The sequence below is a fragment of the Nocardioides sp. NPDC004968 genome, from assembly GCF_040608935.1.
Classification (GTDB): Bacteria; Actinomycetota; Actinomycetes; order Propionibacteriales; family Nocardioidaceae; genus Nocardioides.
In genome coordinates, this window is the sequence record NZ_JBEXJF010000025.1 from 60,117 (window position 1) to 79,731 (window position 19,615).

At 69.3% G+C, this 19,615-nt stretch carries 17 protein-coding genes and 2 tRNA genes; 4 read left to right on the top strand and 15 right to left on the bottom strand.

The features are described 5' to 3' along the window. The first annotated feature begins 65 nt into the window (after positions 1–65). A complete protein-coding gene (locus ABZU72_RS20390) occupies positions 66–1,412 on the top strand; it encodes a PLP-dependent aminotransferase family protein (protein WP_355020645.1) in 1,347 nt (448 codons plus the stop codon). Here the strand turns inward: ABZU72_RS20390 and ABZU72_RS20395 are convergent. Genes ABZU72_RS20395 through ABZU72_RS20405 form a run of 3 tightly spaced genes read right to left on the bottom strand, consistent with a single transcriptional unit; the run spans position 1,409 to position 3,540 of the window. Continuing rightward, on the bottom strand, positions 1,409–1,678 hold the full coding sequence (locus tag ABZU72_RS20395; protein WP_355020646.1) for a competence protein CoiA family protein: 270 nt from the start codon (positions 1,676–1,678) through the stop codon (positions 1,409–1,411). The genes ABZU72_RS20390 and ABZU72_RS20395 overlap by 4 nt on opposite strands. Positions 1,679–1,688: 10 nt before the next feature. Beyond that, a complete protein-coding gene (locus ABZU72_RS20400; RefSeq protein WP_355020647.1) occupies positions 1,689–2,108 on the bottom strand; it encodes a DUF4233 domain-containing protein in 420 nt (139 codons plus the stop codon). After that, a complete protein-coding gene (locus ABZU72_RS20405) occupies positions 2,098–3,540 on the bottom strand; it encodes a folylpolyglutamate synthase/dihydrofolate synthase family protein (RefSeq protein ID WP_355020648.1) in 1,443 nt (480 codons plus the stop codon). The genes ABZU72_RS20400 and ABZU72_RS20405 overlap by 11 nt, the downstream gene beginning before the upstream one ends. Positions 3,541–3,643: 103 nt before the next feature. Between ABZU72_RS20405 and ABZU72_RS20410 the strand changes: the two genes are divergently transcribed. Further along, positions 3,644–5,482: a M48 family metallopeptidase gene (locus tag ABZU72_RS20410; RefSeq protein ID WP_355020649.1), complete on the top strand. Its 1,839-nt coding sequence runs from the start codon at positions 3,644–3,646 to the stop codon at positions 5,480–5,482. 17 nt (positions 5,483–5,499) lie between these two features. Here the strand turns inward: ABZU72_RS20410 and ABZU72_RS20415 are convergent, their stop codons facing one another. Next, entirely contained in the window at positions 5,500–6,369 is an 870-nt protein-coding gene (locus ABZU72_RS20415) for a GNAT family N-acetyltransferase (protein ID WP_355020650.1), read from the bottom strand. 79 nt (positions 6,370–6,448) lie between these two features. Between ABZU72_RS20415 and valS the strand changes: the two genes are divergently transcribed. Beyond that, the gene (gene valS, locus ABZU72_RS20420; protein WP_355020651.1) at positions 6,449–9,079 is read left to right on the top strand and encodes a valine--tRNA ligase; all 2,631 of its coding nucleotides are present in this window, start codon (positions 6,449–6,451) and stop codon (positions 9,077–9,079) included. 149 nt (positions 9,080–9,228) lie between these two features. Here valS and ABZU72_RS20425 read toward each other — a convergent pair whose 3' ends face one another. The 5 genes from ABZU72_RS20425 to ABZU72_RS20445 all read right to left on the bottom strand — a co-directional run bounded on the left by ABZU72_RS20425 (position 9,229) and on the right by ABZU72_RS20445 (position 14,073). Continuing rightward, on the bottom strand, positions 9,229–10,164 hold the full coding sequence (locus ABZU72_RS20425; protein ID WP_355020652.1) for a hypothetical protein: 936 nt from the start codon (positions 10,162–10,164) through the stop codon (positions 9,229–9,231). Positions 10,165–10,299: 135 nt separating this feature from the next. Continuing rightward, the gene (clpX, locus tag ABZU72_RS20430; protein WP_160024669.1) at positions 10,300–11,592 is read right to left on the bottom strand and encodes an ATP-dependent Clp protease ATP-binding subunit ClpX; all 1,293 of its coding nucleotides are present in this window, start codon (positions 11,590–11,592) and stop codon (positions 10,300–10,302) included. Between the two features lie 100 nt (positions 11,593–11,692). Next, entirely contained in the window at positions 11,693–12,298 is a 606-nt protein-coding gene (locus ABZU72_RS20435; RefSeq protein WP_091049270.1) for an ATP-dependent Clp protease proteolytic subunit, read from the bottom strand. Positions 12,299–12,302: 4 nt separating this feature from the next. Further along, positions 12,303–12,890, bottom strand: coding sequence for an ATP-dependent Clp protease proteolytic subunit (locus ABZU72_RS20440; RefSeq protein WP_355020658.1), 588 nt, complete (start codon positions 12,888–12,890; stop codon positions 12,303–12,305). A 196-nt stretch (positions 12,891–13,086) separates the two neighbouring features. After that, the gene (locus ABZU72_RS20445) at positions 13,087–14,073 is read right to left on the bottom strand and encodes a hypothetical protein (protein WP_355020653.1); all 987 of its coding nucleotides are present in this window, start codon (positions 14,071–14,073) and stop codon (positions 13,087–13,089) included. A gap of 209 nt (positions 14,074–14,282) precedes the next feature. Here ABZU72_RS20445 and ABZU72_RS20450 point away from each other — a divergent pair, with 209 nt between their 5' ends. Next, on the top strand, positions 14,283–15,041 hold the full coding sequence (locus ABZU72_RS20450; RefSeq protein WP_355020654.1) for a zinc ribbon domain-containing protein: 759 nt from the start codon (positions 14,283–14,285) through the stop codon (positions 15,039–15,041). Between the two features lie 71 nt (positions 15,042–15,112). Here the strand turns inward: ABZU72_RS20450 and tig are convergent, their stop codons facing one another. From tig to ABZU72_RS20480, 6 genes are all read right to left on the bottom strand, one after another. Further along, positions 15,113–16,501, bottom strand: coding sequence for a trigger factor (gene tig, locus ABZU72_RS20455; RefSeq protein ID WP_355020655.1), 1,389 nt, complete (start codon positions 16,499–16,501; stop codon positions 15,113–15,115). A gap of 57 nt (positions 16,502–16,558) precedes the next feature. Continuing rightward, positions 16,559–16,631, bottom strand: a tRNA-Pro gene (locus tag ABZU72_RS20460). 35 nt (positions 16,632–16,666) lie between these two features. Next, positions 16,667–16,740 (bottom strand) — tRNA-Gly (locus ABZU72_RS20465). Positions 16,741–16,845: 105 nt separating this feature from the next. Next, a complete protein-coding gene (locus ABZU72_RS20470) occupies positions 16,846–17,922 on the bottom strand; it encodes a PP2C family protein-serine/threonine phosphatase (RefSeq protein ID WP_355020656.1) in 1,077 nt (358 codons plus the stop codon). A gap of 66 nt (positions 17,923–17,988) precedes the next feature. Then, positions 17,989–18,849, bottom strand: coding sequence for a DNA-formamidopyrimidine glycosylase family protein (locus tag ABZU72_RS20475; protein ID WP_355020657.1), 861 nt, complete (start codon positions 18,847–18,849; stop codon positions 17,989–17,991). 7 nt (positions 18,850–18,856) lie between these two features. Beyond that, positions 18,857–19,375 carry a ribose-5-phosphate isomerase gene (locus ABZU72_RS20480; RefSeq protein ID WP_350716267.1) on the bottom strand — a complete coding sequence of 173 codons (519 nt, stop codon included), beginning with the start codon at positions 19,373–19,375 and terminating at the stop codon, positions 18,857–18,859. Positions 19,376–19,615 lie beyond the last annotated feature (240 nt).

Below are 19,615 nucleotides of genomic sequence, written 5' to 3' on the forward strand. Positions count from 1 at the left end.
CCTGGTAGCGAAGTGGCCTGCACGCACGGGCCAATTCAGACCCACTCCGACAGGCCATTCGACCCATGCTCCCCGTGACCCTCGACCGCACCTCCGCCGAGCCGCTCCCCGCCCAGCTCGCCGGCCAGGTCCGCGCCCTGGTCCTCGCCGGCACCCTCGGGACCGGCGACCGGCTGCCTTCGAGCCGTGCGCTCGCGGCAGACCTGGGCGTCTCGCGCGCGGTGACCGAGCAGGCCTACGACCAGCTCACCGCTGAGGGCTGGCTCGAGGCGCGCCGCGGGTCCGGGACGTACGTCACCGCGAGCCGCACCACGACGACCGCAACAGCACCGCCGGTGACCACTCGGCCGACGCGGCCGACGTCTCGGCCGACCGGGCTGACGTCTCGGCTGGACACGGGCACGCCGTTCTTCGACACGCGATTGGAGCCGGGGTGGCGGCGGGCGTGGCGGGAGGTCTCGGTGGCCGCTCCCCCGAGTGGCTACGACGATCCGCGTGGGCTGCTCGAGCTGCGCGAGGCGCTGGCAGCGAGACTCGGACGCACCCGCGGCCTGGATCTCCATCCGGACGAGATCATCGTGACCGCGGGCACCACCGACGGGCTCCGCGCGCTGCTCCCCGAGCTGCGGCCCGGGCCGGTGGCGGTCGAGGACCCGGGATACCGGGCCGCGGCCGAGACGGTGCTCACCTACGGACGCGAGGTCATCGACCTGCCCGCCGTGGAGACGGTCGGCGACCTGGGTGATGCGGTGGCTGCGTACGTCACTCCGGCGCATCAGCACCCGCTGGGACGCGTCATGCCGGCGGCCGACCGGCTGGCCCTCCTGGAGGCCGCCCGACGGGCGGACGCGGTGGTGATCGAGGACGACTACGACTCGGAGTTCCGCTACGACGTCGCGCCGGTGCCCGCGATGGCGCGGCTGGACCGCGGCCGGGTGGTCTATCTCGGCACCGCGGCGAAGTCGGTGGTCCCGACGCTCCGTCTCGGCTGGCTGGTCGCGCCGCCCGACCTGCACGAGCTGATCCTGCACCGCCGCACCATCACCCACGCCGGCGCCGCCTGGCCCTCGCAGCGCGCACTGCTGACGTTGCTTCGCGACGGCTGGCTGGACAGGGCCGTACGCTCCGCCCGCCGCGTCTACGCCGAGCGCGCCCCGAGGGTGGCCGAGGCGATGAGCCCGTACGCCACGCTCGCCGGCCCGCTCGCCGGGATGTACTCCACCTGGCTGCTGCCCGAGACGGATGCGCGCCGAGCCCGCGACGCCGCCCGAGCGGCCGGCTTCGAGATCAACCTGCTCTCCACCTACGCCCGCTCCAGCGGCCTGACCGGCCTGGTGATCGGCTTCGGCGGAGTGACCGACGCGGAGCTCGATCAGGCGCTCGCCGCGGTCACCGGCGCGCTCGGGGCCTAGCGCCCGGGCGCCTCGTCCTCGATCAGGTCGAAGAGGTTCTCGAGGCTGTCGGGGTCGTCCTCGCCACCGCCGACGGCCCACCCGGAGCTGGTACGCCGCAGCTGCGCGCCCATCAGCCGGCATGACTCCCCGGCCTTGTGCGCGTAGTGGGCCGTACGCGTCCGCGGCCGCCGCAGCACCAGCGCGTTCCCGCACGCCGGGCACAGCGCCCAGTCGGTCGCGGTCTCGTCGTCGGTCGCCATCTGAAGCTCGTCGCGCTCCTCCACGGCAGCCAACCTACCTGGGCTCTGCCTCTTCCCCGGCGCTTTCCTGAGTGTCTTCCTCGGCGGCGATCCGGTCGAATGCCTCGAAGGCCGCGGCCCGTTCGCTCTCGATCTTGCGACCGAGGATGTCGGCCATGCCCCACAGGACCGCGAAGATCACGCCGACGACGAACATGATCGAGATCAGGAAGCCCATCCCGATCGCGACGACCTGCAGCGCCCAGCCGAGCCAGTAGGCCCAGGGCCGGCGCAGCAGCCCGGCCACCACGATGCAGGCCACGAAGAACCCGAGGCCCAGCGGGAGCGCCAGCCCAGCGGATACCCCGCCGATCGAGATCATCACGGGTGCGGCCAGCGCGACCGCGAGTCCCTCCATCGAGATGATCGCGGCGCACATCCCGCGCCGCGGCGACTTCTCCCGCTCACTCGTCATCTGCGTCCGCCTCCAGGTAGGCCTCCAGCTCCGGGTCGGCGGTCGGCACGACCCGCGCGGTCGCAGCCGACCGGGCGGCCGGGCCGCGCGAGCCCAGCAGCGTACGCGCCTCCCCGGCGGTCACCACGGAGCCGGTCACCAGCACCGCACCCTCGGAGATCGAGCCGCCGCCGGAGGACTCCGAGAGGCCGATCGCGGCGTCGATGGCGTCGGCGAGACGCGGGACCACCGAGACCCGTTCCTCGCCGTAGAGGTCGACGGCGATCTTGGCGAGCTCTACCGCGGGAAGGGCTCGCTCGGTGGAGTTCTGGGTGACGACGAGATGCTCGAGCACGGGCTCGAAGACGGCGAGCAGACCCTCGACGTCCTTGTCGCCCATCACCCCGATGACACCGACGACACCGGAGAACGAGAAGGAGTCCTCGAGCGCGGCGACCGTAGCCTCGGCACCGGCCGGGTTGTGGGCGGCGTCGAGCAGGACCGTCGGGGACGACCGCATGATCTCCAGCCGCGCCGGCGAGTCGACCTTGGCGAACGCGTCGCGCACGAGCTCGTCGGCCAGCACGGTGTCTCCCAGGAACGCCTCGACCGCGGCCAGCGCCGTCGCCGCGTTCTGCGCCTGGTGGGCGCCGTAGAGGGGCAGGAAGAGGTCCTCGTACTCCCCCCGCAGGCCGCGCAGCGTGAGGATCTGTCCGCCCACCGCCGGGGTGCGGGAGACGACCCCGAAGTCGGTGCCCTCCCACAGCAGCCGGGCGCCGACCTCCGCCGCGTGCTGATCCAGCACCGCGGCGACCTCGACGGACTGCTCGGCGATCACGGCGACCGCGTCCGGCTTGATGATCCCGGCCTTCTCGCGCGCGATGGCGACCGGGGTATCACCGAGATACTTCGCGTGGTCGACCGCGATCGGGGTCACCACGGCGACGTCGGCGTTCGCGACGTTGGTCGCGTCCCAGCCACCGCCCAGCCCGACCTCGACCACGGCCACGTCGACCGGGGCCTCGGCGAACTTTGCGTAGGCCATCCCCACCATGGACTCGAAGAACGACAGCGGGTGCGGCTGGTCGTCGTCGACCATGCCGAGGTAGTGGGCGACGTCGTTGAACGCTGCCACGAACTCGTCGTCGGTCAGGGGCTCGCCGTCGATCGAGATCCGCTCGTTGATCCGCTCCACGTGAGGCGAGGTGAACCGCCCCACGCGCAGGTCGAGGGACCGCAGCAGCGTGTCGATCATCCGGGAGGTGGAGGTCTTGCCGTTGGTGCCGGTCAGCTGGATGATCCGAAACGCGTTCTGCGGATCACCGAGGATCTCGAGCAGGGCGCGGATCCGGTCCAGGGAAGGCTCGAGCCGGGTCTCGGGCCAGCGCGACTGCAGCGCTTCCCAGACCTCCTCGATCGTGGCCGCCAGACGCGGCGCGGGAGTCTCACTCATCAGGTCGAGTCTATGGCGTAGGCGCTTCCCAGCGAATTGCCAGACCCGCTACCCTCCCACTCATCTCGGACTGAACCCCATCCCCCCACAAGGTCCACCATTCATGCGTACGCTCCGGGCTGCTCTCGCGGTCTCGTTCCTGGCCGTTGCCTACGTCCTGGCTGCCTTCGCGCTGGTCGGTCAGCAGATGGCCCCACGGCGGCGCGTCAGGACCTCGAGCGACCTCGGCGGGCTCGTCCTCACCGAGCAGGAACAGCCCGGGCTGTGGGCCGAGGTCCGCGCGCTGGCCGCCACCGCCGGGACCCGCGCGCCCGACGAGATCCGGTTGGTGCCGGAGGTCAACGCGGCGGTCAGCGAGGAGACCAGCCTCCTCGGGCTCAGGACCGGCACCCGGCGCATGTTCCTCGGCGTACCCCTCCTCCAGGGCCTCTCCCGCAACCAGCTTCACGCGTTGCTCGCCCACGAGCTCGGCCACCACAGCACCAGCCACACCCGGCTCGGCGCCCTGATCCACCGGAGCCGGCTGGCGATCGCAGAGGTCGCCGCGAGCCTCTCCAACCCACTGGTGAAGCGGCCGTTCCGGACGTACGCCCGTCTCTTCTTCTCCCTGACCCGCCCGCTCGCGCACGCCCATGAGGTCGACGCCGACCGGCTCAGCGCGACGGTCGCCGGGCCGCGGACCGCGGCCACCACGCTGCGCACCCTCCCGGCGCTCGACGCCGCCTGGCACATCTATCTGGAGCAGTACGTCGAGGCCGGCACCCACTACGGCCTGCGTCCGACGCGCTTCTTCGACAACTTCACCAACCTGATGAGCGACCCCGAGCGGCTCGAGGAGCTCGCCAGGATCAGCGCTGCGCCGCCCGAGGCGAAGACGTCGGCCTACGACTCCCACCCACCACTGTCGGAGCGGATCGAGCGGCTGGAGTCGATGGCCTCCGCGGATGAGGACGACAAGTCGGACAAGTCCGGCAACGCCGCCAGCATTCTGCGCTACCCGTCCCAGAACTTCCTCGCCCTCGAGGACAAGACGTTCGCCGGCTCGGGTCTGACGCCGGCGCCGATGGCCGAGATCGTGAGCGTCGCCGGTGCCCGTGCCGCGGCGATCAACGCCGAGACGCTCCTGAACGCGATGCAGGAGAACCAGATCGTGCCGGCCACCGTCCGCGGGGCTCTCGACCTGATCGCCTCCGGCAACCTCGACACGCTCCTGGACCTGGTCGACATCGAGTCCACGACCCCCGAGGCGGCTGGCAACGAGGCCGACGAAGCGAAACGAAAGGTCATCGCCCGGCTCCTCGGCGCCGCCATCGCCCACGAGCTGGTCGGCGAGGACAAGGCACGCTACGAGCTCAGCTGGGCCGGTCCATGGCGGCTGGTCGACATCGCCGGCCAGGAGGTCGACCCCGAGGAGCTCGCCTACGAGGCCCTCGGCTCCCCCGGCTACGCCGCCGCGCTGCGCGCCTGGGTGCACCAGCTCGACGCGCAGGTCGACGCCGAGACGCAGGCGGGCCCTGACGCCGCGCCGGCCCCGACGCCGCCCGACGGCTACATCGGCGCCTTGGCCCCCATCTCCGGCGACGGCTTCCGTACGCTCCTGGTGACCGAAACAGGCCTGATGCTGCTCAAGCCCACCGGCTCCGACCGCCTCGCCACCGGCCTGGCCACGGTGACCTCCGGCTCGCCCGGCCGGAAGCTGATCCAGCGCGCCCTGGACAGGTCACCAGCCGAGCTGGCCACCGCCTCCAACGCCGCCTACGTTCCCTGGGACCAGATCCGCGCCCTCCACCTCAAGCAGAGCAGCAGCGGCCGCCGCTCCGCCGACATCACCACCGCCGCAGGCAAGGGCTGGTCCCTGCAATGGACCAACGCCGCCGAGTCGGAGGGCCACATCTGGCCGGCCGTCGACCACTACCTCGGCCGCCGCTTCACCGTCGACTGACCCGCCGAGTCGGCGGGTCAAGGGACGATCGTGTGGTTGGCCATGTCGACGACGGGGCGGTAGCCGATCTTGGCGTAGACGTGGTTGGAGACGGGGTTGTCGGCGTCGGTGAACAGGCACAGCCGGGTGCCGTCGGCGCCGAGGAGGCGCGAGGCCTCGGCGGTCACCGCGGTGCCGTAGCCGTGGCCCCGCTGCTCCTTCGGTGTGTAGACCGGCGCGATCCGGACCACGCCGTGCGCCGGCAGGGTCGCGCCGACCAAGGACACGACCTCACCGTCGACCTCCCACAGCAGCAGGAACTCCTCGATCCGGCGCCGCACCTCGTCCTCGCCGACCGCAGCGTGCTCGTGGGCGTACGCCTTGTTCGAGGACTGCTCCCGGGCCGCGTGCCCGAAGTCGGCCAGCCACTCCCGGCACAGCTCGAGGTCGTCGTACGTCGCCGGGCGGGCGTGCCCGGGCACACCGGACGGCATCACCAGCGTGCCGAGCTCCTGCAGACGCGACGCCATCGCGACGCTCACCCGCCCGCCCGTGAGCCGGACGGTCTCCTCGGCCACCCTCCGGGCCGCCGGGAGCGCGCCGTTGGCCCCGCCGGCGTACTCGCCCCTCGCATGCAGCGCCCGCCCCAGCTCGACCGCCGCCGGTTCGGGCATCGGGCAGACGTAGAGCGGGTACGGCTCGAAGTTGGCCGTCCGCATCGCCGCGCCGACGACCCGGTCACCCTCGCGAGCGACGGCGAACCAGCGGTACGGCCCCTCCTGCGCCGTCCGGGTGGCCTTCTCCGCGTTGGTGGCGACCACGTTGGCGGTCACCGACTCCGCGGCGAGGTAGTCCTTCGCGATGGCGAGGAACTCGGCTGGGTCGGTGAAGAAGTCGATGGTGCCCATGACCGAAGCATGGCGAGTGTGCAACGCCGGTCTCAACCGGTTTCGCGCCAGCCACCGCGCGCCCATAGGATTTGGTCCCATGACTGAGACCACGCCCACGCAGACCGCACCGGAGACGACTACGCCCGCTGAGCAGCGCGTAGTCGCCGTACCGGACAAGCCGGTCCTCGAGGGTCTGGAGGCCAAGTGGGCCGAGCAGTGGAAGAACGAGAAGACCTACGCCTTCGACCGCACCCAGCCGCGCGAGAACGTCTACTCGATCGACACCCCGCCGCCGACCGTCTCCGGCAGCCTGCACGTCGGCCACGTCTTCTCCTACACCCACCCCGACCTGATCGCCCGCTTCCAGCGGATGAACGGCAAGTCGGTCTTCTACCCGATCGGCTGGGACGACAACGGTCTGCCGACCGAGCGCCGGGTCCAGAACTACTTCGGCGTCCGCTGCGACCCGAGCCTCCCCTACGACCCCGACTTCACCCCGCCGGAGAAGCCGGACCCGAAGCGCCAGATCTCGATCAGCCGGCCCAACTTCGTCGAGCTGTGCAACCAACTGGTCGTCGAGGACGAGAAGGTCTTCGAGGACCTGTGGCGCACCCTGGGTCTCTCCTTCGACTGGGACCAGCAGTACACGACCATCGGCAAGGTCTCCCAGACCGCCTCGCAGAAGGCGTTCCTGCGCAACCTGGCCCGCGGCGAGGCCTACCTGCAGGAGGCGCCGACCCTGTGGGACGTCACCTTCCAGACCGCCGTCGCCCAGGCTGAGCTGGAGGCGAAGGACTACCCCGGCTTCTTCCACCGTGTCGCGTTCCACCGCACTGACGGCACCCCGGTCCACATCGAGACCACCCGCCCCGAGCTGATCCCGAGCGTCGTCGCGCTGATCGCGCACCCCGACGACGACCGCTACAAGGACCTGTTCGGCAGCACCGTCACCAGCCCGATCTTCGGCGTCGAGATCCCGGTCCTGCCTCACGAGGCCGCCGAGATGGACAAGGGCGCCGGCATCGCGATGTCCTGCACCTGGGGTGACCTCACCGACGTCCAGTGGTGGCGTGAGCTCAACCTTCCCGCCCGCGCCCTGATCGGCCGCGACGGCCGCTTCTCCCGCGAGACCCCGGAGTGGATCACCTCCGAGGCAGGGGTCTCGGCGTACGAGGAGCTGAAGGGCAAGACCGTCCACTCGGCCCGCGAGGCCGTCGTCGCGATGATCCGCGAGTCCGGTGACCTCGACGGCGAGCCGAAGAAGACCCAGCGGATGGCCAACTTCTACGAGCGGGGCGACAAGCCGCTCGAGATCGTCGCCAGCAGGCAGTGGTACATCACCAACGGTGGCCGCAACCCCGAGCTGCGTGAGCAGCTGCTGTCCCGCGGCGGCGACCTGACCTGGCTGCCCGAGCACATGCGCCACCGCTACGACAACTGGGTCGGCGGCCTCAACGGCGACTGGCTGATCTCCCGCCAGCGCTTCTTCGGCATCCCGTTCCCGGTCTGGTACGCACTCGACGCCGAGGGCAACCCGGACTACGACAAGCCGCTGCTGCCGAGCGAGGACCAGCTCCCGATCGACCCGTCCACGGATGTCCCGGCCGGCTACGAGGAGGCGCAGCGCGGCAAGCCCGGCGGCTTCCAGGGCGACCCGGACGTCATGGACACCTGGGCGACCTCCTCGCTGACCCCGCAGATCGCGGGCGGCTGGGAAGCCGATCCCGACCTGTTCAGCCGGGTCTACCCGATGGACCTGTGCACCCAGAGCCACGAGATCATCCGCACCTGGCTCTTCGGCCGCATCGTCCGCGCCCACCTCGAGGACGGCACCGTCCCGTGGAGCCACGCGATGATCGCCGGCTGGATCCTCGACCCCGACCGCAAGAAGATGTCGAAGTCGAAGGGCAACGTCGTCGTTCCGACCGAGATCCTCGAGAAGTTCGGCGCCGACGCGGTTCGCTGGCGTGCCGCGCTGACCCGCCCGGGCATGGACTCGCCGTTCGACGAGACCCAGATGAAGGTCGGTCGCCGCCTGGCGATGAAGATCCTCAACGCCTCCAAGTTCGTCCTCGGCAACGTCGGCGCGACCACGCTGAACCCGGTCGCGATCACCCAGCCGGTCGACTGCGCGCTGATGGCCCGTCTCAAGGAGACGATCACCAAGGCGACCGACGCGTTCACGGCCTACGACTACTCCACGGCGCTGGAGGCCTCGGAGAAGTTCTTCTGGGAGTTCTGCGACGACTACCTCGAGCTGGTCAAGGAGCGTGCCTACGACGAGGACGGCGGTCTCGCCACCGAGTCCGCGCGCGCGACTCTCGCCACGGCTCTCCACGTCCAGCTGCGCCTGCTGGCCCCGTTCCTGCCGTACGTCACCGAGGAGGTCTGGTCGTGGTGGCAGACCGGTTCCATCCACACCTCCTCGTGGCCGCGTGAGCTCGAGCTCGGCACCGCTGCCGCCGCCGACCCGGCGGCGCTCGACGCCGTCGCGGCGACCCTGACCGGGATCCGGGGCGCGAAGTCGACCGCGAAGGTGAAGATGCGCCACCCGCTGGCCAAGGCCGAGGTCACCGGCCCGGCCAAGCTGGTCAAGGACGCCGAGGCCGCCGCGCCGGACCTCAAGCGGGTCGGCAACATCGTCGGCGACCTCTTCTTCACCGTCGATGAGAACGCCACCGAGATCTCCGTCAGCGCTGAGCTTGCGGAGGTTCCCGAGGAGGCCTGAGCCTCAGGCAGACGGAGCCCAACGACGGAGCAGGCCCCGGACCGCGATGCGGTTCCGGGGCCTGCTTCGTCCCTCACTCCAGCCAAGCGCCCGGGGGGACTCGCTCGGCCGGTCACTCTGGCGTGGTGCAGTCGCCATCGGAGTGATCCCTACTGCACCGACTTCTCGGCACAAGTCTGGTCGTCCTTGTTGCCTTCCTTCGGCTCCTGCTCCGGCTCCTCTGTATCCGTCGTCTCAGCGTCGGACTGCTCAGTGTCGGACGGCTCAGCGGATTCGGTGGTGACCTCGGGTTCGGCTGCGGGCGACGACCCTACCGGTGTCTTCGGCTCAGCGCACGCCTCGTCGCACTCGGGCGTGGCCCCCGGTTCGGTAGCGTCGTTCGCTCCCGGCAGCGTCTTCACGTCCTCGGTGATCGCGGCGGTGAGCTCGCAGGCGTCCTCGATGACTCGTTGAGCCTCGGACTCGTCCTTGGTCGAATCCGCGCCAGGCTCCTTCGACTCCGCGGTCGCCTCATCGGTCTCCCGGTCTTCCTTGGGCTCCTCCAGCGGAAGATCCTCGACCGGGACGCCGGCATCGGCAGCGATCAACTGCCGCAGGAACATCGGCACGGCCTCGTCGACGGGGCGGGCGTCCTCCTCGGCCACGAACGGCCACAACAGCGGCGCCATGATCCCCGGGATCGGCCCCACGGACGGGACCAGCGTGGGCGGCTTGCCGTTGCCGTTGCCGTTGCCCTCACCGGGGTCGGCGGGCGTCGTCGGCTCCTCGGAGGGCTGTGCGTCGGGCTGCTCAGCGGGCGCGGACGGCGCCTTGTCCGGCTTCTCGTCCTCGCGGCTCTTCGGCGGTGCGGGGTCCTCGCGGTCGGTCCCGCGGTCCGCATCGGGCGTGGTGCTGGGGATCGTCGACACCCCGGAGACATCGGGAGACGGCGCCGGCGGGATCACGGTGAAGTCAGCTTGGCCCGAGAGCGTACGCGGCACCCGGTGCAGCGCGGAGACGTCCGGGCTGAGGGTCTGGATGACCACGAGCAGGCCGATGAGCACTACGGCGGCGTAGGCCATCACCGGGCCCCTCTGGAACCTCACGTGCCTACTTCCCTACCGAGTGACGGAGCTGGAAAGGTACAGATGATCATCAGTGAGTATTGTGTCGGACCGCCCGGGCCGATACCGACCCGGGCGCCGAAAATGACCCAAACGGACTAGGCCGTGTCTCTCGGACTAGGCCGACTTCTTCTTGGTTTCCTTCTCGCGAGGCACGAGGGTCGGCATCTCGCCGTCGTCGACCACCTCGCGGGTCACGATCACCTTGCCGACGTCGCCACGGGAGGGCACGTCGTACATCACGTAGAGGAGTACCTCCTCGATGATCGCCCGCAGGCCGCGGGCACCGGTGCCACGCTCCAGGGCCTTGTCGGCGATGGCGGTGACCGCGTCCTCGGTGAACTCGAGGTCGACGCCGTCGAGGTCGAAGAGCTTCTGATACTGCTTGACCAGCGCGTTGCGCGGCTCGGTCAGGATCTGAACGAGCGCGGCCTGGTCGAGCTTCTCGACGCTCGCGATCAGCGGCAGCCGGCCGATGAACTCCGGGATCAGCCCGAACTTGGTGAGGTCCTCGGGACGGACCAGCTTCAGCAGGTCCTCGGACTCCTTCTCGGCCTTGCCGCGCACCTCGGCGGTGAAGCCGAGGGTCTTCTTGCCGACCCGCTGCTCGATGATGTGCTCCAGACCGGCGAACGCGCCACCCACCACGAAGAGGATGTTGGTGGTGTCGATCTGGATGAACTCCTGGTGCGGGTGCTTGCGGCCGCCCTGCGGCGGCACCGAGGCGGTGGTGCCCTCGATGATCTTCAGCAGCGCCTGCTGCACGCCCTCACCGGAGACGTCGCGCGTGATCGAGGGGTTCTCCGCCTTGCGGGCCACCTTGTCGATCTCGTCGATGTAGATGATGCCGGTCTCGGCCTTCTTGACGTCGTAGTCCGCGGCCTGGATCAGCTTGAGGAGGATGTTCTCGACGTCCTCACCGACGTAGCCGGCCTCGGTCAGCGCGGTGGCGTCCGCGATCGCGAACGGGACGTTGAGCATCCGGGCCAGCGTCTGCGCCAGGTAGGTCTTGCCGCAGCCGGTCGGGCCGATCACCAAGATGTTGGACTTGGCGACCTCGACCTGCTCCTCCTTGGCGTGCTTGCCGGGGCCCTGCGGGCCGCCGGGCTGCAGGCCGGCCTGGACGCGCTTGTAGTGGTTGTAGACCGCCACCGCCAGCGACTTCTTCGCCTGCTCCTGGCCGATGACGTAGGAGTTGAGGAAGTCGAAGATCTCCTTCGGCTTGGGGAGGTCGGCGATCTCCACCTCGGAGCCCTCGTTGAGCTCCTCCTCGATGATCTCGTTGCAGAGGTCGATGCACTCGTCGCAGATGTAGACGCCGGGACCCGCGATGAGCTTCTTGACCTGCTTCTGGCTCTTCCCGCAGAAGGAGCACTTCAGCAGGTCACCTCCGTCGCCGATGCGTGCCACGAGTGGCCTTCCTTCCCCGACTTGTGCTGCTAGGTCCGAATAATTACTGACGGTACCCCGCGCCGCGCCTTCGATGTGGGAGCGGCGCGGGGCCCGATGGTCAAACGAGCGCCGGCGTCTTGAGCGACTCGAGCACCGAGTCGATCAGGCCGTACTCGACCGCCTGGGCGGCGGTGAGGATCTTGTCGCGCTCGATGTCGTGGCTGACCTCGTCCATCGACTTGCCGCTGTGGTCGGCGATCATCTTCTCGAGCAGCTCACGCATCCGCAGGATCTCGTTGGCCTGGATCTCGATGTCGGAGGTCTGGCCGAAGGTGCCCTCGGTGTACGGCTGGTGGATCAGGATGCGGCTGTTGGGCAGCGCCATCCGCTTGCCGTGGGCACCAGCGCCGAGCAGGATCGCGGCGGCCGAGGCGGCCTGACCGATGCAGACGGTCTGCACGTCCGGCTTGATGAACTGCATCGTGTCGTAGATCGCGGTGCAGGCCGTGAACGAGCCACCGGGGCTGTTGATGTAGATCGAGATGTCCTGGTCCGGGTTCATCGACTGCAGGCAGAGCAGCTGGGCGATGACCGCGTTGGCGACATCGTCGCTGATCGGGGTGCCCAGGTAGATGATCCGGTCCTCGAAGAGCTTGGCGTAGGGGTCGATCCGGCGGACGCCGTACGACGTACGCTCCTCCCACTGCGGGATGTAGTAGTTCATGTCCTCAGTCCTTCTTGTGAGCGGGTCGGCCCTCGTCGGAGGCTTCCTTGGCGCTCCGGATGACCTGGTCGACCAGGCCGTAGTCGAGAGCTTCGGCGGCGGTGAACCAGCGGTCGCGGTCGGCGTCCGTGGTGACCTGCTCGACGCTCTGGCCGGTGTGCTCGCTGATCAGCTCGAGCAGCACCTTCTTGATGTGCAGCGACTGCTGCGCCTGGATCTTGATGTCGGAGGCCGAGCCACCCATGCCCGAGGAGGGCTGGTGCATCATGATCCGCGCGTGCGGCAGCGCGTAACGCTTGCCCTTCGCGCCGGCGCAGAGCAGGAACTGGCCCATCGAGGCCGCCAGGCCCATGCCGACGGTCGCCACGTCGTTGGGGATGTAGTGCATCGTGTCGTAGATGGCCATACCGGCATCCACCGAGCCACCGGGCGAGTTGATGTGAAGGAAGATGTCGGCCTCGGGGTCCTCCGCGGAGAGCAGCAGGAGCTGCGCGCAGATCGCGTTGGCGTTCTGGTCGCGGACCTCGGAGCCGAGGAAGACGATGCGCTCCCGCAGCAGTCGGTTGTAGATGTTGTCGTCGAGAAGGCTCAGACCGCCGCCGTTGCCGCCTAGGCTCGGGGAGAGCCCTGGGGCACCGGCATGAGCGTCAGCCGCGCTGGAGTCGATGTTCACAGGATCGACACTAGCCGCCACATCCAGTTGTTCCACGGCTGGTGTGCCATTGTTCGCCGACGGCAGAACTATTGGCGATCGCGTCGCAATCCGGGCGACGCCGCGATCCTCACGGCTACGCCAGCCAGCGCAGCAGCGCGTCGTGGACCGCAGGATGGTTCGACAGCGGCGTCTCGGCGGTCGAGAGCGTGAAGCGCTCCGCCGTCGGGAACAGGTCGCGCACCCGGCGCGACCGCAGCGGCGTCTTGTGCCGCCACCACAGCATCTCCCCGAAGAGTCGCCCGACCCGGTTGGGGCGCGAGGTCGCCTTGTCGGTGACCAGCAGATAGTCGACATCCGGTCGCGGCGGGAGCATCGCCTCATCGGCCCCGACGACCGCGATCCCGGCGAGGTGCTCGTCGAGCTGCTTGCCGACCCCACCCGAGATCGGGGCGGAGGTGACCGCATAGGGCGTCGTGCCGAGGGCGATCAGCTCGGAGACGTACGTCGTCCACGGCCGCGCCCCGGCGGTGGCCACGCCGAGCGCGTTGCGGGCGATGAGACCTCCACCGGCGTAGCCGACCAGGACGATGCGCGGCTCCGCCGCGAGGGCGTCGACGCACTCCTGGATCCGGCTGCTGAGCGCCACCGCGGCGGGCACCGACTTGCTGCCGGCGGACACGTGCATGTGCAGCGGCATCCAGCCGAGCAGCTCGGCGAGCCGGTCTGCGTACGTCGCACCGGTCGCCTGCGAGCCCTCCTCCCAGACGGTCTCGTCCTTGCCCGTGGGCGGGATCAGGACCAGGATCCGAGGGCTCGACCCGACCTGCCGCTGGGCGGCGGCCCACTCCTTCGGGCTGACCATGCGGCCTTGGTGCCGGACCGCGACGGCGGGTCCGGAGTCGGTGTTGACGACACCGCGGATGATCGGGGTCGCGAGCGCGAACGGCGCCGCGAACGGGCGACGCGCGAAGGCCGTGATGCGCCAGGCGAGCTTCGCCAGACCGACGATGCCGGCCACCTTGCTCTGACCGCGGTCGAGCAGCTCCTCGGCGTCGGGGTCCACCGGGGCGTCCTCGACGTTGAGGACCACGGCGCGGACGGTCTCAGGGCTGGAGGTCACGCTGGCAGCGTAGGGCCTTCGCTGGGCCGACGGGATCACCTGTGCCCACTGTCCAGCCCGTCTGTGTCTCAGATCACACCGGCGCGACGACATTCAGTACGTTTGCGTTCGCTCACGCGTCTGGTGTCTGTGATGCTGTTGTTACTGGTGTTGCGTGACGACAGCGGTCTCCGCGGGTTACCGTCGGATGCGGAAGGGGGTGTCCGCGCGTGAGCGACGACAAGGAATCACACTGCCAGTCGTGCGGCGATGATCTGCTGCCCGGGGCCATCTACTGCATCGGCTGCGGAACCCCGCTCCTGGCTCCCCCGGAGCAGCACCGTCCGCTCTTCGTGGACGAACTCGGCGACGATGCGACCACGGGTCGCGGCACCCGGGGATACTTCTTCGACGACGCCGCCTCGCCAACCCCCGCGCAACGGAAGGGCCGCACGGCGCCGATCCTGGTGATGATCGTGATGCTGGTGCTCGTCGCCGGCGTGCTCGGGTTCATCTTCGGCAAGGACGGGACCGGACCCTTGCAGTCCGAGGCGGAGCCGGAGCCTTCGACCAGCCCCACGAGCGAGCCGTCGAGCGTGCCGTCCGTGGACCCGAACGCCCCGCCTGAGGATCAGCTGCTCCGCATCTCCCGTCTCGACACCGAAGCGGCCACCAAGCTCATCGGCACCTGGATCCCACAGCTCGCGGCGGTCGGCGCCGGGGACGGCGGCGACGCCGACTGGCAGCAGGCGCTGACCCGCTACCAGAAGATCAAGACCGCCCACCCCGAGGCGCTGCTCCTCGACACCGGCGAGTGGCCGAGCTCGTACGTGAAGCCGGGGATGTACGCCGTCGTGCTGCCCCATCCCAGCGACACCTCCACCCCCGCGCTGGAGTGGTGCGTCGAGCAGGGCCTGTCGAAGTCCGACTGCGCGGCCAAGAATCTGGAGGTCTCAGGCGACCCGACAGACAACTTCGACGCCCAGTAGCACCGGCTCACACGAAAACGACAGCGCCCCTGCCGTGAGGCAGGGGCGCTGTGACATACGTCTGAGGGTGATCAGGCGTCGGCCTTCTCGGTCTCCTCGGGGGCCTCGGCCTCAGCCTCGGGCTCGTCCTCGCCGATGGTGCCGTCGGGGCGGAGGTTCTTCAGCTCGACGTGGTTGCCGGACTCGTCGGTGACCTTGGCGGCCTCGACGAGCTGGGCGAGCGCCTTGCCGCGCAGGATCTCCTGGACCAGCTCGGGCACGTGGTTGTGCTCGAGCATGTGGTTGACGAACTCCTGCGGGTCCTGACCGGACTGCTGCGCGCGGCGCATCATGTGCTCGGTCAGTTCCTGCTGCTCGACCCCGATCTCCTTCTCCTTGGCGATCTGGTCGAGGATCAGCTGGGCGGCGACGGCGTCACGAACGCGGCGCTCGAGGTCGGCCTCGAACTCCTCGATCGTCTGCTCCTCGTCCTCGAGGTACTTCTCGAAGGTGAGGCCGGCGAAGCCGAGCTGCTGCTCGATGCCCTCGCGGCGCGCGTTGAGCTCGTCGGTGACGATGCTCTCCGGCAGCGGGATCTCGAGCTGCTCCAGGAGGGCCTCGAGGACGGCGTCACGGGCGGCGGCGGCCTGCTCGAGGCGCTTGCCGTTGCCGAGGCGGCCGCGGACGTCCTCCTCGAGCTCCTTGACGGTGTCGAACTCGCTGGCGAGCTGGGCGAAGTCGTCGTCGTACGCCGGGAGCTCCTGCTCCTGCACCTGGTTGACGGTGACGTTAACGTCGACCTCCTGGCCGATCAGCTCACCGCCCACGAGGGTGCTCTTGAAGTCCTTGGACTCGCCGGCGGACAGACCGACGATGGCCTCGTCCAGGCCGTCGAGCATGCCGCCCTTGCCGACCTGGTAGCTCATCCCGACGGCCTCGGCGCCCTCGACGTCCTCGCCGTCCTTGGTCGCCTTCAGGTCGATGACCACGAAGTCGCCGTCAGCGGCGGCGCGCTCGACGTCCTTGAGAGTGCCGAAGCGCTCGCGCATCGCCTGGATCTGCTCCTCGACGTCAGCGTCGGTGAGCTCGATGTCCTCGACCTTGGCCTCGATGCCCTCGTAGTCGGGCAGCGTGATCTCGGGCTTGATGTCGACCTCGGCGGTGAACTCCAGGGTCTCGTTGTCCTCAAGCTTGGTGACCTCGATCTCGGGCTGCGCGAGCGGCTCGAGCGAGTTCTCCTGGAGGGCGTCGAAGTACATCTGCGGGAGGACGTTGTTGACCGCCTCGGAGAGCACCGCACCGCGGCCGACCTGCTTGTCGATCACCTGGGGCGGGACCTTGCCCCGGCGGAAGCCGGGAACGTTGATCTGCTTGGCGATCTGCTTGTACGCCGCGTCGAGGCTCGGCTTGAGCTCCTCGAAGGGCACCTCGACGGTCAGCTTGGCCCGGGTCGGGCTCAACGTCTCGACGGCGCTCTTCACAGGGTGTCTCCTGTCGTTTGTTTCTGAGAATGATGTCGCGTGCAGGGCTATGAAATGTCGGGGCGACAGGACTCGAACCTGCGGTCTCCTGCTCCCAAAGCAGGCGCGCTAGCCACTACGCTACGCCCCGTCAAGGGCCCCTCCCCAATCAGCGGGAATGGCACTTGGAGCGGATGACGGGAATCGAACCCGCGTAATCAGTTTGGAAGACTGAGGCTCTACCATTGAGCTACATCCGCGCACGCGAGGGCCAGCGCCCTCGTGCGACCTGCGAAATCCTGCCATAGATCTGGCTCACACCTGTAACCGGCTCCCCTACCGGTCGGTTCGCGGGGTCGGTTCGGTCACCGTCGCCCGACCGCGACGAGCGCGCGATCGTCGGAGCTGGCGCTCAGTCCCTCGAGCAGGCGGCGCGCTCCCCCACCCCTGCCGGTGACCGCGAGATGGTCGGCGGTGGCGACCAGGTTTCCGATGCCGCGCTCGAGATCGACCCCTCGCGCCTCCACGACGCCGTCGGTGTAGAGCATCACCATGTCGCCCACCCCGAGCACTCCCTCGCAGGCGTCGAACTCGACGTCGTCGATGAGCCCCAGCACCGGGCCGTTGCTCTCGGCCTCCTCCCAGCGGCCGGTGGCGGCGCGACGTAGGAGGGCGGGCGGGTGACCAGCCGAGCGGATCTCGTACGCACCGTTGGTCAGGTCGATCGAGAGGTAGACCGCGGTCGCGAAGCCCTCCTGCCAGTCCTGACGAAGCAGGTAGCGGTTGGCCGCAGGCAGGAACTCAGCCGGTGGGACGGCACCGAGGAGTCCGCCGAACGCACCTGACAGCTGAAGTGCTCTGGTGCCCGCACGCTCCCCCTTGCCGGAGACATCGACGACGACGATCTCCAGCCGGTCGGCCTCCCGCGCAGCCACCACGAAGTCACCGGTGAACCGGGTGCCGCCCGCCGGTAGGACGGCCGAGTCCGCGAGCCACCCCGGAGGCATCGGGGGGATCGCACCCTGGTCGAGCTTGTGGGTCAGGTCGAGCAGCATCAGCTCGTCGTTCAAGCCGCCCACCCCGAGGTAGGTGCGGCGCATCGCGACGGACAGCACGATCGCGCCGAGCAGGAAGTGCACGCCGATGGCGGCGGCGTCCCGGTCGGAGAGCGTCACCTGGCTGGCGGCGACCACGATCATCACCATCACGAAGACGACGAACCAGCTGAGCGTACGCGGCCCGAGCAGCACCGCTCCGAGCAGCAGCGGCACGGTGAGGACCGCCACCGGGACCACCTGCAGCCAGCCGGTCTGAGCGGCCGCGAGGACCGTCAGGACGATGGTGAGCAGCCCGAGCCACAGCACCGCTCGCAGCTCCGGGTCACGGAATCTGCGGCGGATCGCGTTGCTCCGCAGGCGGTCTGCGAAGGCATGGCTCGACATGGCCTCACTCTAGGTCTCGAGGTGGGGGCTGCGTGGTCGTTCTCGCAGGCCGGAGAGTAGTGCGAGCTACTTCTTTACGGTCGTCCGGGGCCGGTACGTGCGCTGGCACTTCGGGCACCAGAACAGGTTGCGCTGCTGCAGCTCGGTGGTGCGTACGCTCGCGCCGCACACCAGGCAGGGCTGGCCGTGGCGGCGGTAGACGTAGACCTCGCCGCCGTGGTCGTCCTTGCGTGGCGGACGGCCCATCGCCTCGGGGGTGTGTTCGTCGCGGACGGTGTCGATGCGGTTCCTCTGGACGCCGAGCTTCATGAGCTCGACCAGGTCGTCCCAGATGGCGTCCCACTGCTGCCGGCGCAGGGTGTTGCCGGGGCGCATCGGGTCGATCCGGTGCCGGAAGAGCACCTCGGCCCGATAGACGTTGCCCACCCCCGCCAGGACGGACTGGTCCATCAGCAGCGCGCCGATGGTCGTACGGCTCCGGCTGATCCGCAACCACCCCCGGCCCGGGTCGGCGTCGTCGCGCAACGGGTCCGGCCCGAGCTTCGCGACCACCGCGTCACGCTGGGCCGCGGTGACGAGGTTGCACGTGTTGGCGCCGCGCAGGTCTGCGTACGTCCCATCCTCGGTGCTCGAGCTTGTCGAGACCAGGCGGAGTCGGACCTGGCCGACAGGCAACGGCGGCTCGATGGCGTACGGCTTCAGGTCGAGCTTGCCGTAGAGCCCGAGATGGATGTGGACGTACTGCTCCCCCGGGAACTCGAGGAAGAGCTGCTTGCCCCACGCCTCGGCGCCGGTGAAGAGCTGGCCGTCCAGCAGCGCGGCAGAGTCGGCGAACCGGCCCTGCGGGCTGCTGACCCGGACCTGCTGGCCGGCGAAGGCGTCGCTCAGATCGAGCGCGAGGCGGTGGAGGGTGTGCCCCTCGGGCATCCCCGGATCAGTCCTGGTCCTCGGCGGGCCCCAGGCCCTTGGCCGAGTCGGGAAGCGGCGGACGTACGCCGTCGGCGTCGTAGGCGTGGAGCTGGTCGATGCGGCGTACGTGCCGCTCGTCCTCGCTGAACGGCTCGGCCAGGAAGATCTCGACGAACTTCGTCATGTCCTCGAGGCTGTGCATCCGGCCGCCCACTGCAACCACCTGGGCATTGTTGTGGTCGCGGGCGAGCTTGGCAGTCTCCTCGCTCCACGCGAGCGCGCAGCGGATGCCGGTCACCTTGTTGGCCGCCATCTGCTCGCCGTTGCCCGACCCGCCGATCACGACACCGAGGCTGTCCAGCCCCTGCTCCCGATCCCGGGCCACCCCCTCGGCCGCCCGGATGCAGAAGACCGGGTAGTCGTCGAGTGCGTCGTAGACGAACGGGCCATGGTCGACAGGCTCGTAGCCGAGCTCCGTCAGACGGTTGATCAGGTGGGACTTCAGTTCGAGACCGGCGTGGTCACAGCCGATGTGGACGCGCATGCTGCCCATCCTCTCTTACCGCTGCTGGATCTTCGGATTTGGTGGGTCGTCGAGGCTGGAAGGCCTCCTCGTGCTTTTACAAGACGATGACACCTTGTGAATGTTTCACAAGGCCACGCGGCGAGCGGTCGTACCAGAGCAGCTTGCTCAGGTGCGCCGGGTGAACCGGATCCGCCCATTCGGAAGTCGCTCATACCCGTACTTAGGGTCATGGATTCGGCGATGGTCGCTGGAGCAGAG

Bases quoted from the DNA above. Each gene is read 5' to 3' on its own strand.
- ABZU72_RS20390 (WP_355020645.1), top strand. From the start codon at position 66: ATGCTCCCCGTGACCCTCGACCGCACCTCCGCCGAGCCGCTCCCCGCC.
- ABZU72_RS20400 (WP_355020647.1), bottom strand. From the start codon at position 2,108: ATGACGAGTGAGCGGGAGAAGTCGCCGCGGCGCGGGATGTGCGCCGCG.
- ABZU72_RS20405 (WP_355020648.1), bottom strand. From the start codon at position 3,540: ATGAGTGAGACTCCCGCGCCGCGTCTGGCGGCCACGATCGAGGAGGTC.
- ABZU72_RS20410 (WP_355020649.1), top strand. From the start codon at position 3,644: ATGCGTACGCTCCGGGCTGCTCTCGCGGTCTCGTTCCTGGCCGTTGCC.
- ABZU72_RS20415 (WP_355020650.1), bottom strand. From the start codon at position 6,369: ATGGGCACCATCGACTTCTTCACCGACCCAGCCGAGTTCCTCGCCATC.
- valS (WP_355020651.1), top strand. From the start codon at position 6,449: ATGACTGAGACCACGCCCACGCAGACCGCACCGGAGACGACTACGCCC.
- ABZU72_RS20435 (WP_091049270.1), bottom strand. From the start codon at position 12,298: ATGAACTACTACATCCCGCAGTGGGAGGAGCGTACGTCGTACGGCGTC.
- ABZU72_RS20470 (WP_355020656.1), bottom strand. From the start codon at position 17,922: ATGTCGAGCCATGCCTTCGCAGACCGCCTGCGGAGCAACGCGATCCGC.
- ABZU72_RS20475 (WP_355020657.1), bottom strand. From the start codon at position 18,849: ATGCCCGAGGGGCACACCCTCCACCGCCTCGCGCTCGATCTGAGCGAC.
- ABZU72_RS20480 (WP_350716267.1), bottom strand. From the start codon at position 19,375: ATGCGCGTCCACATCGGCTGTGACCACGCCGGTCTCGAACTGAAGTCC.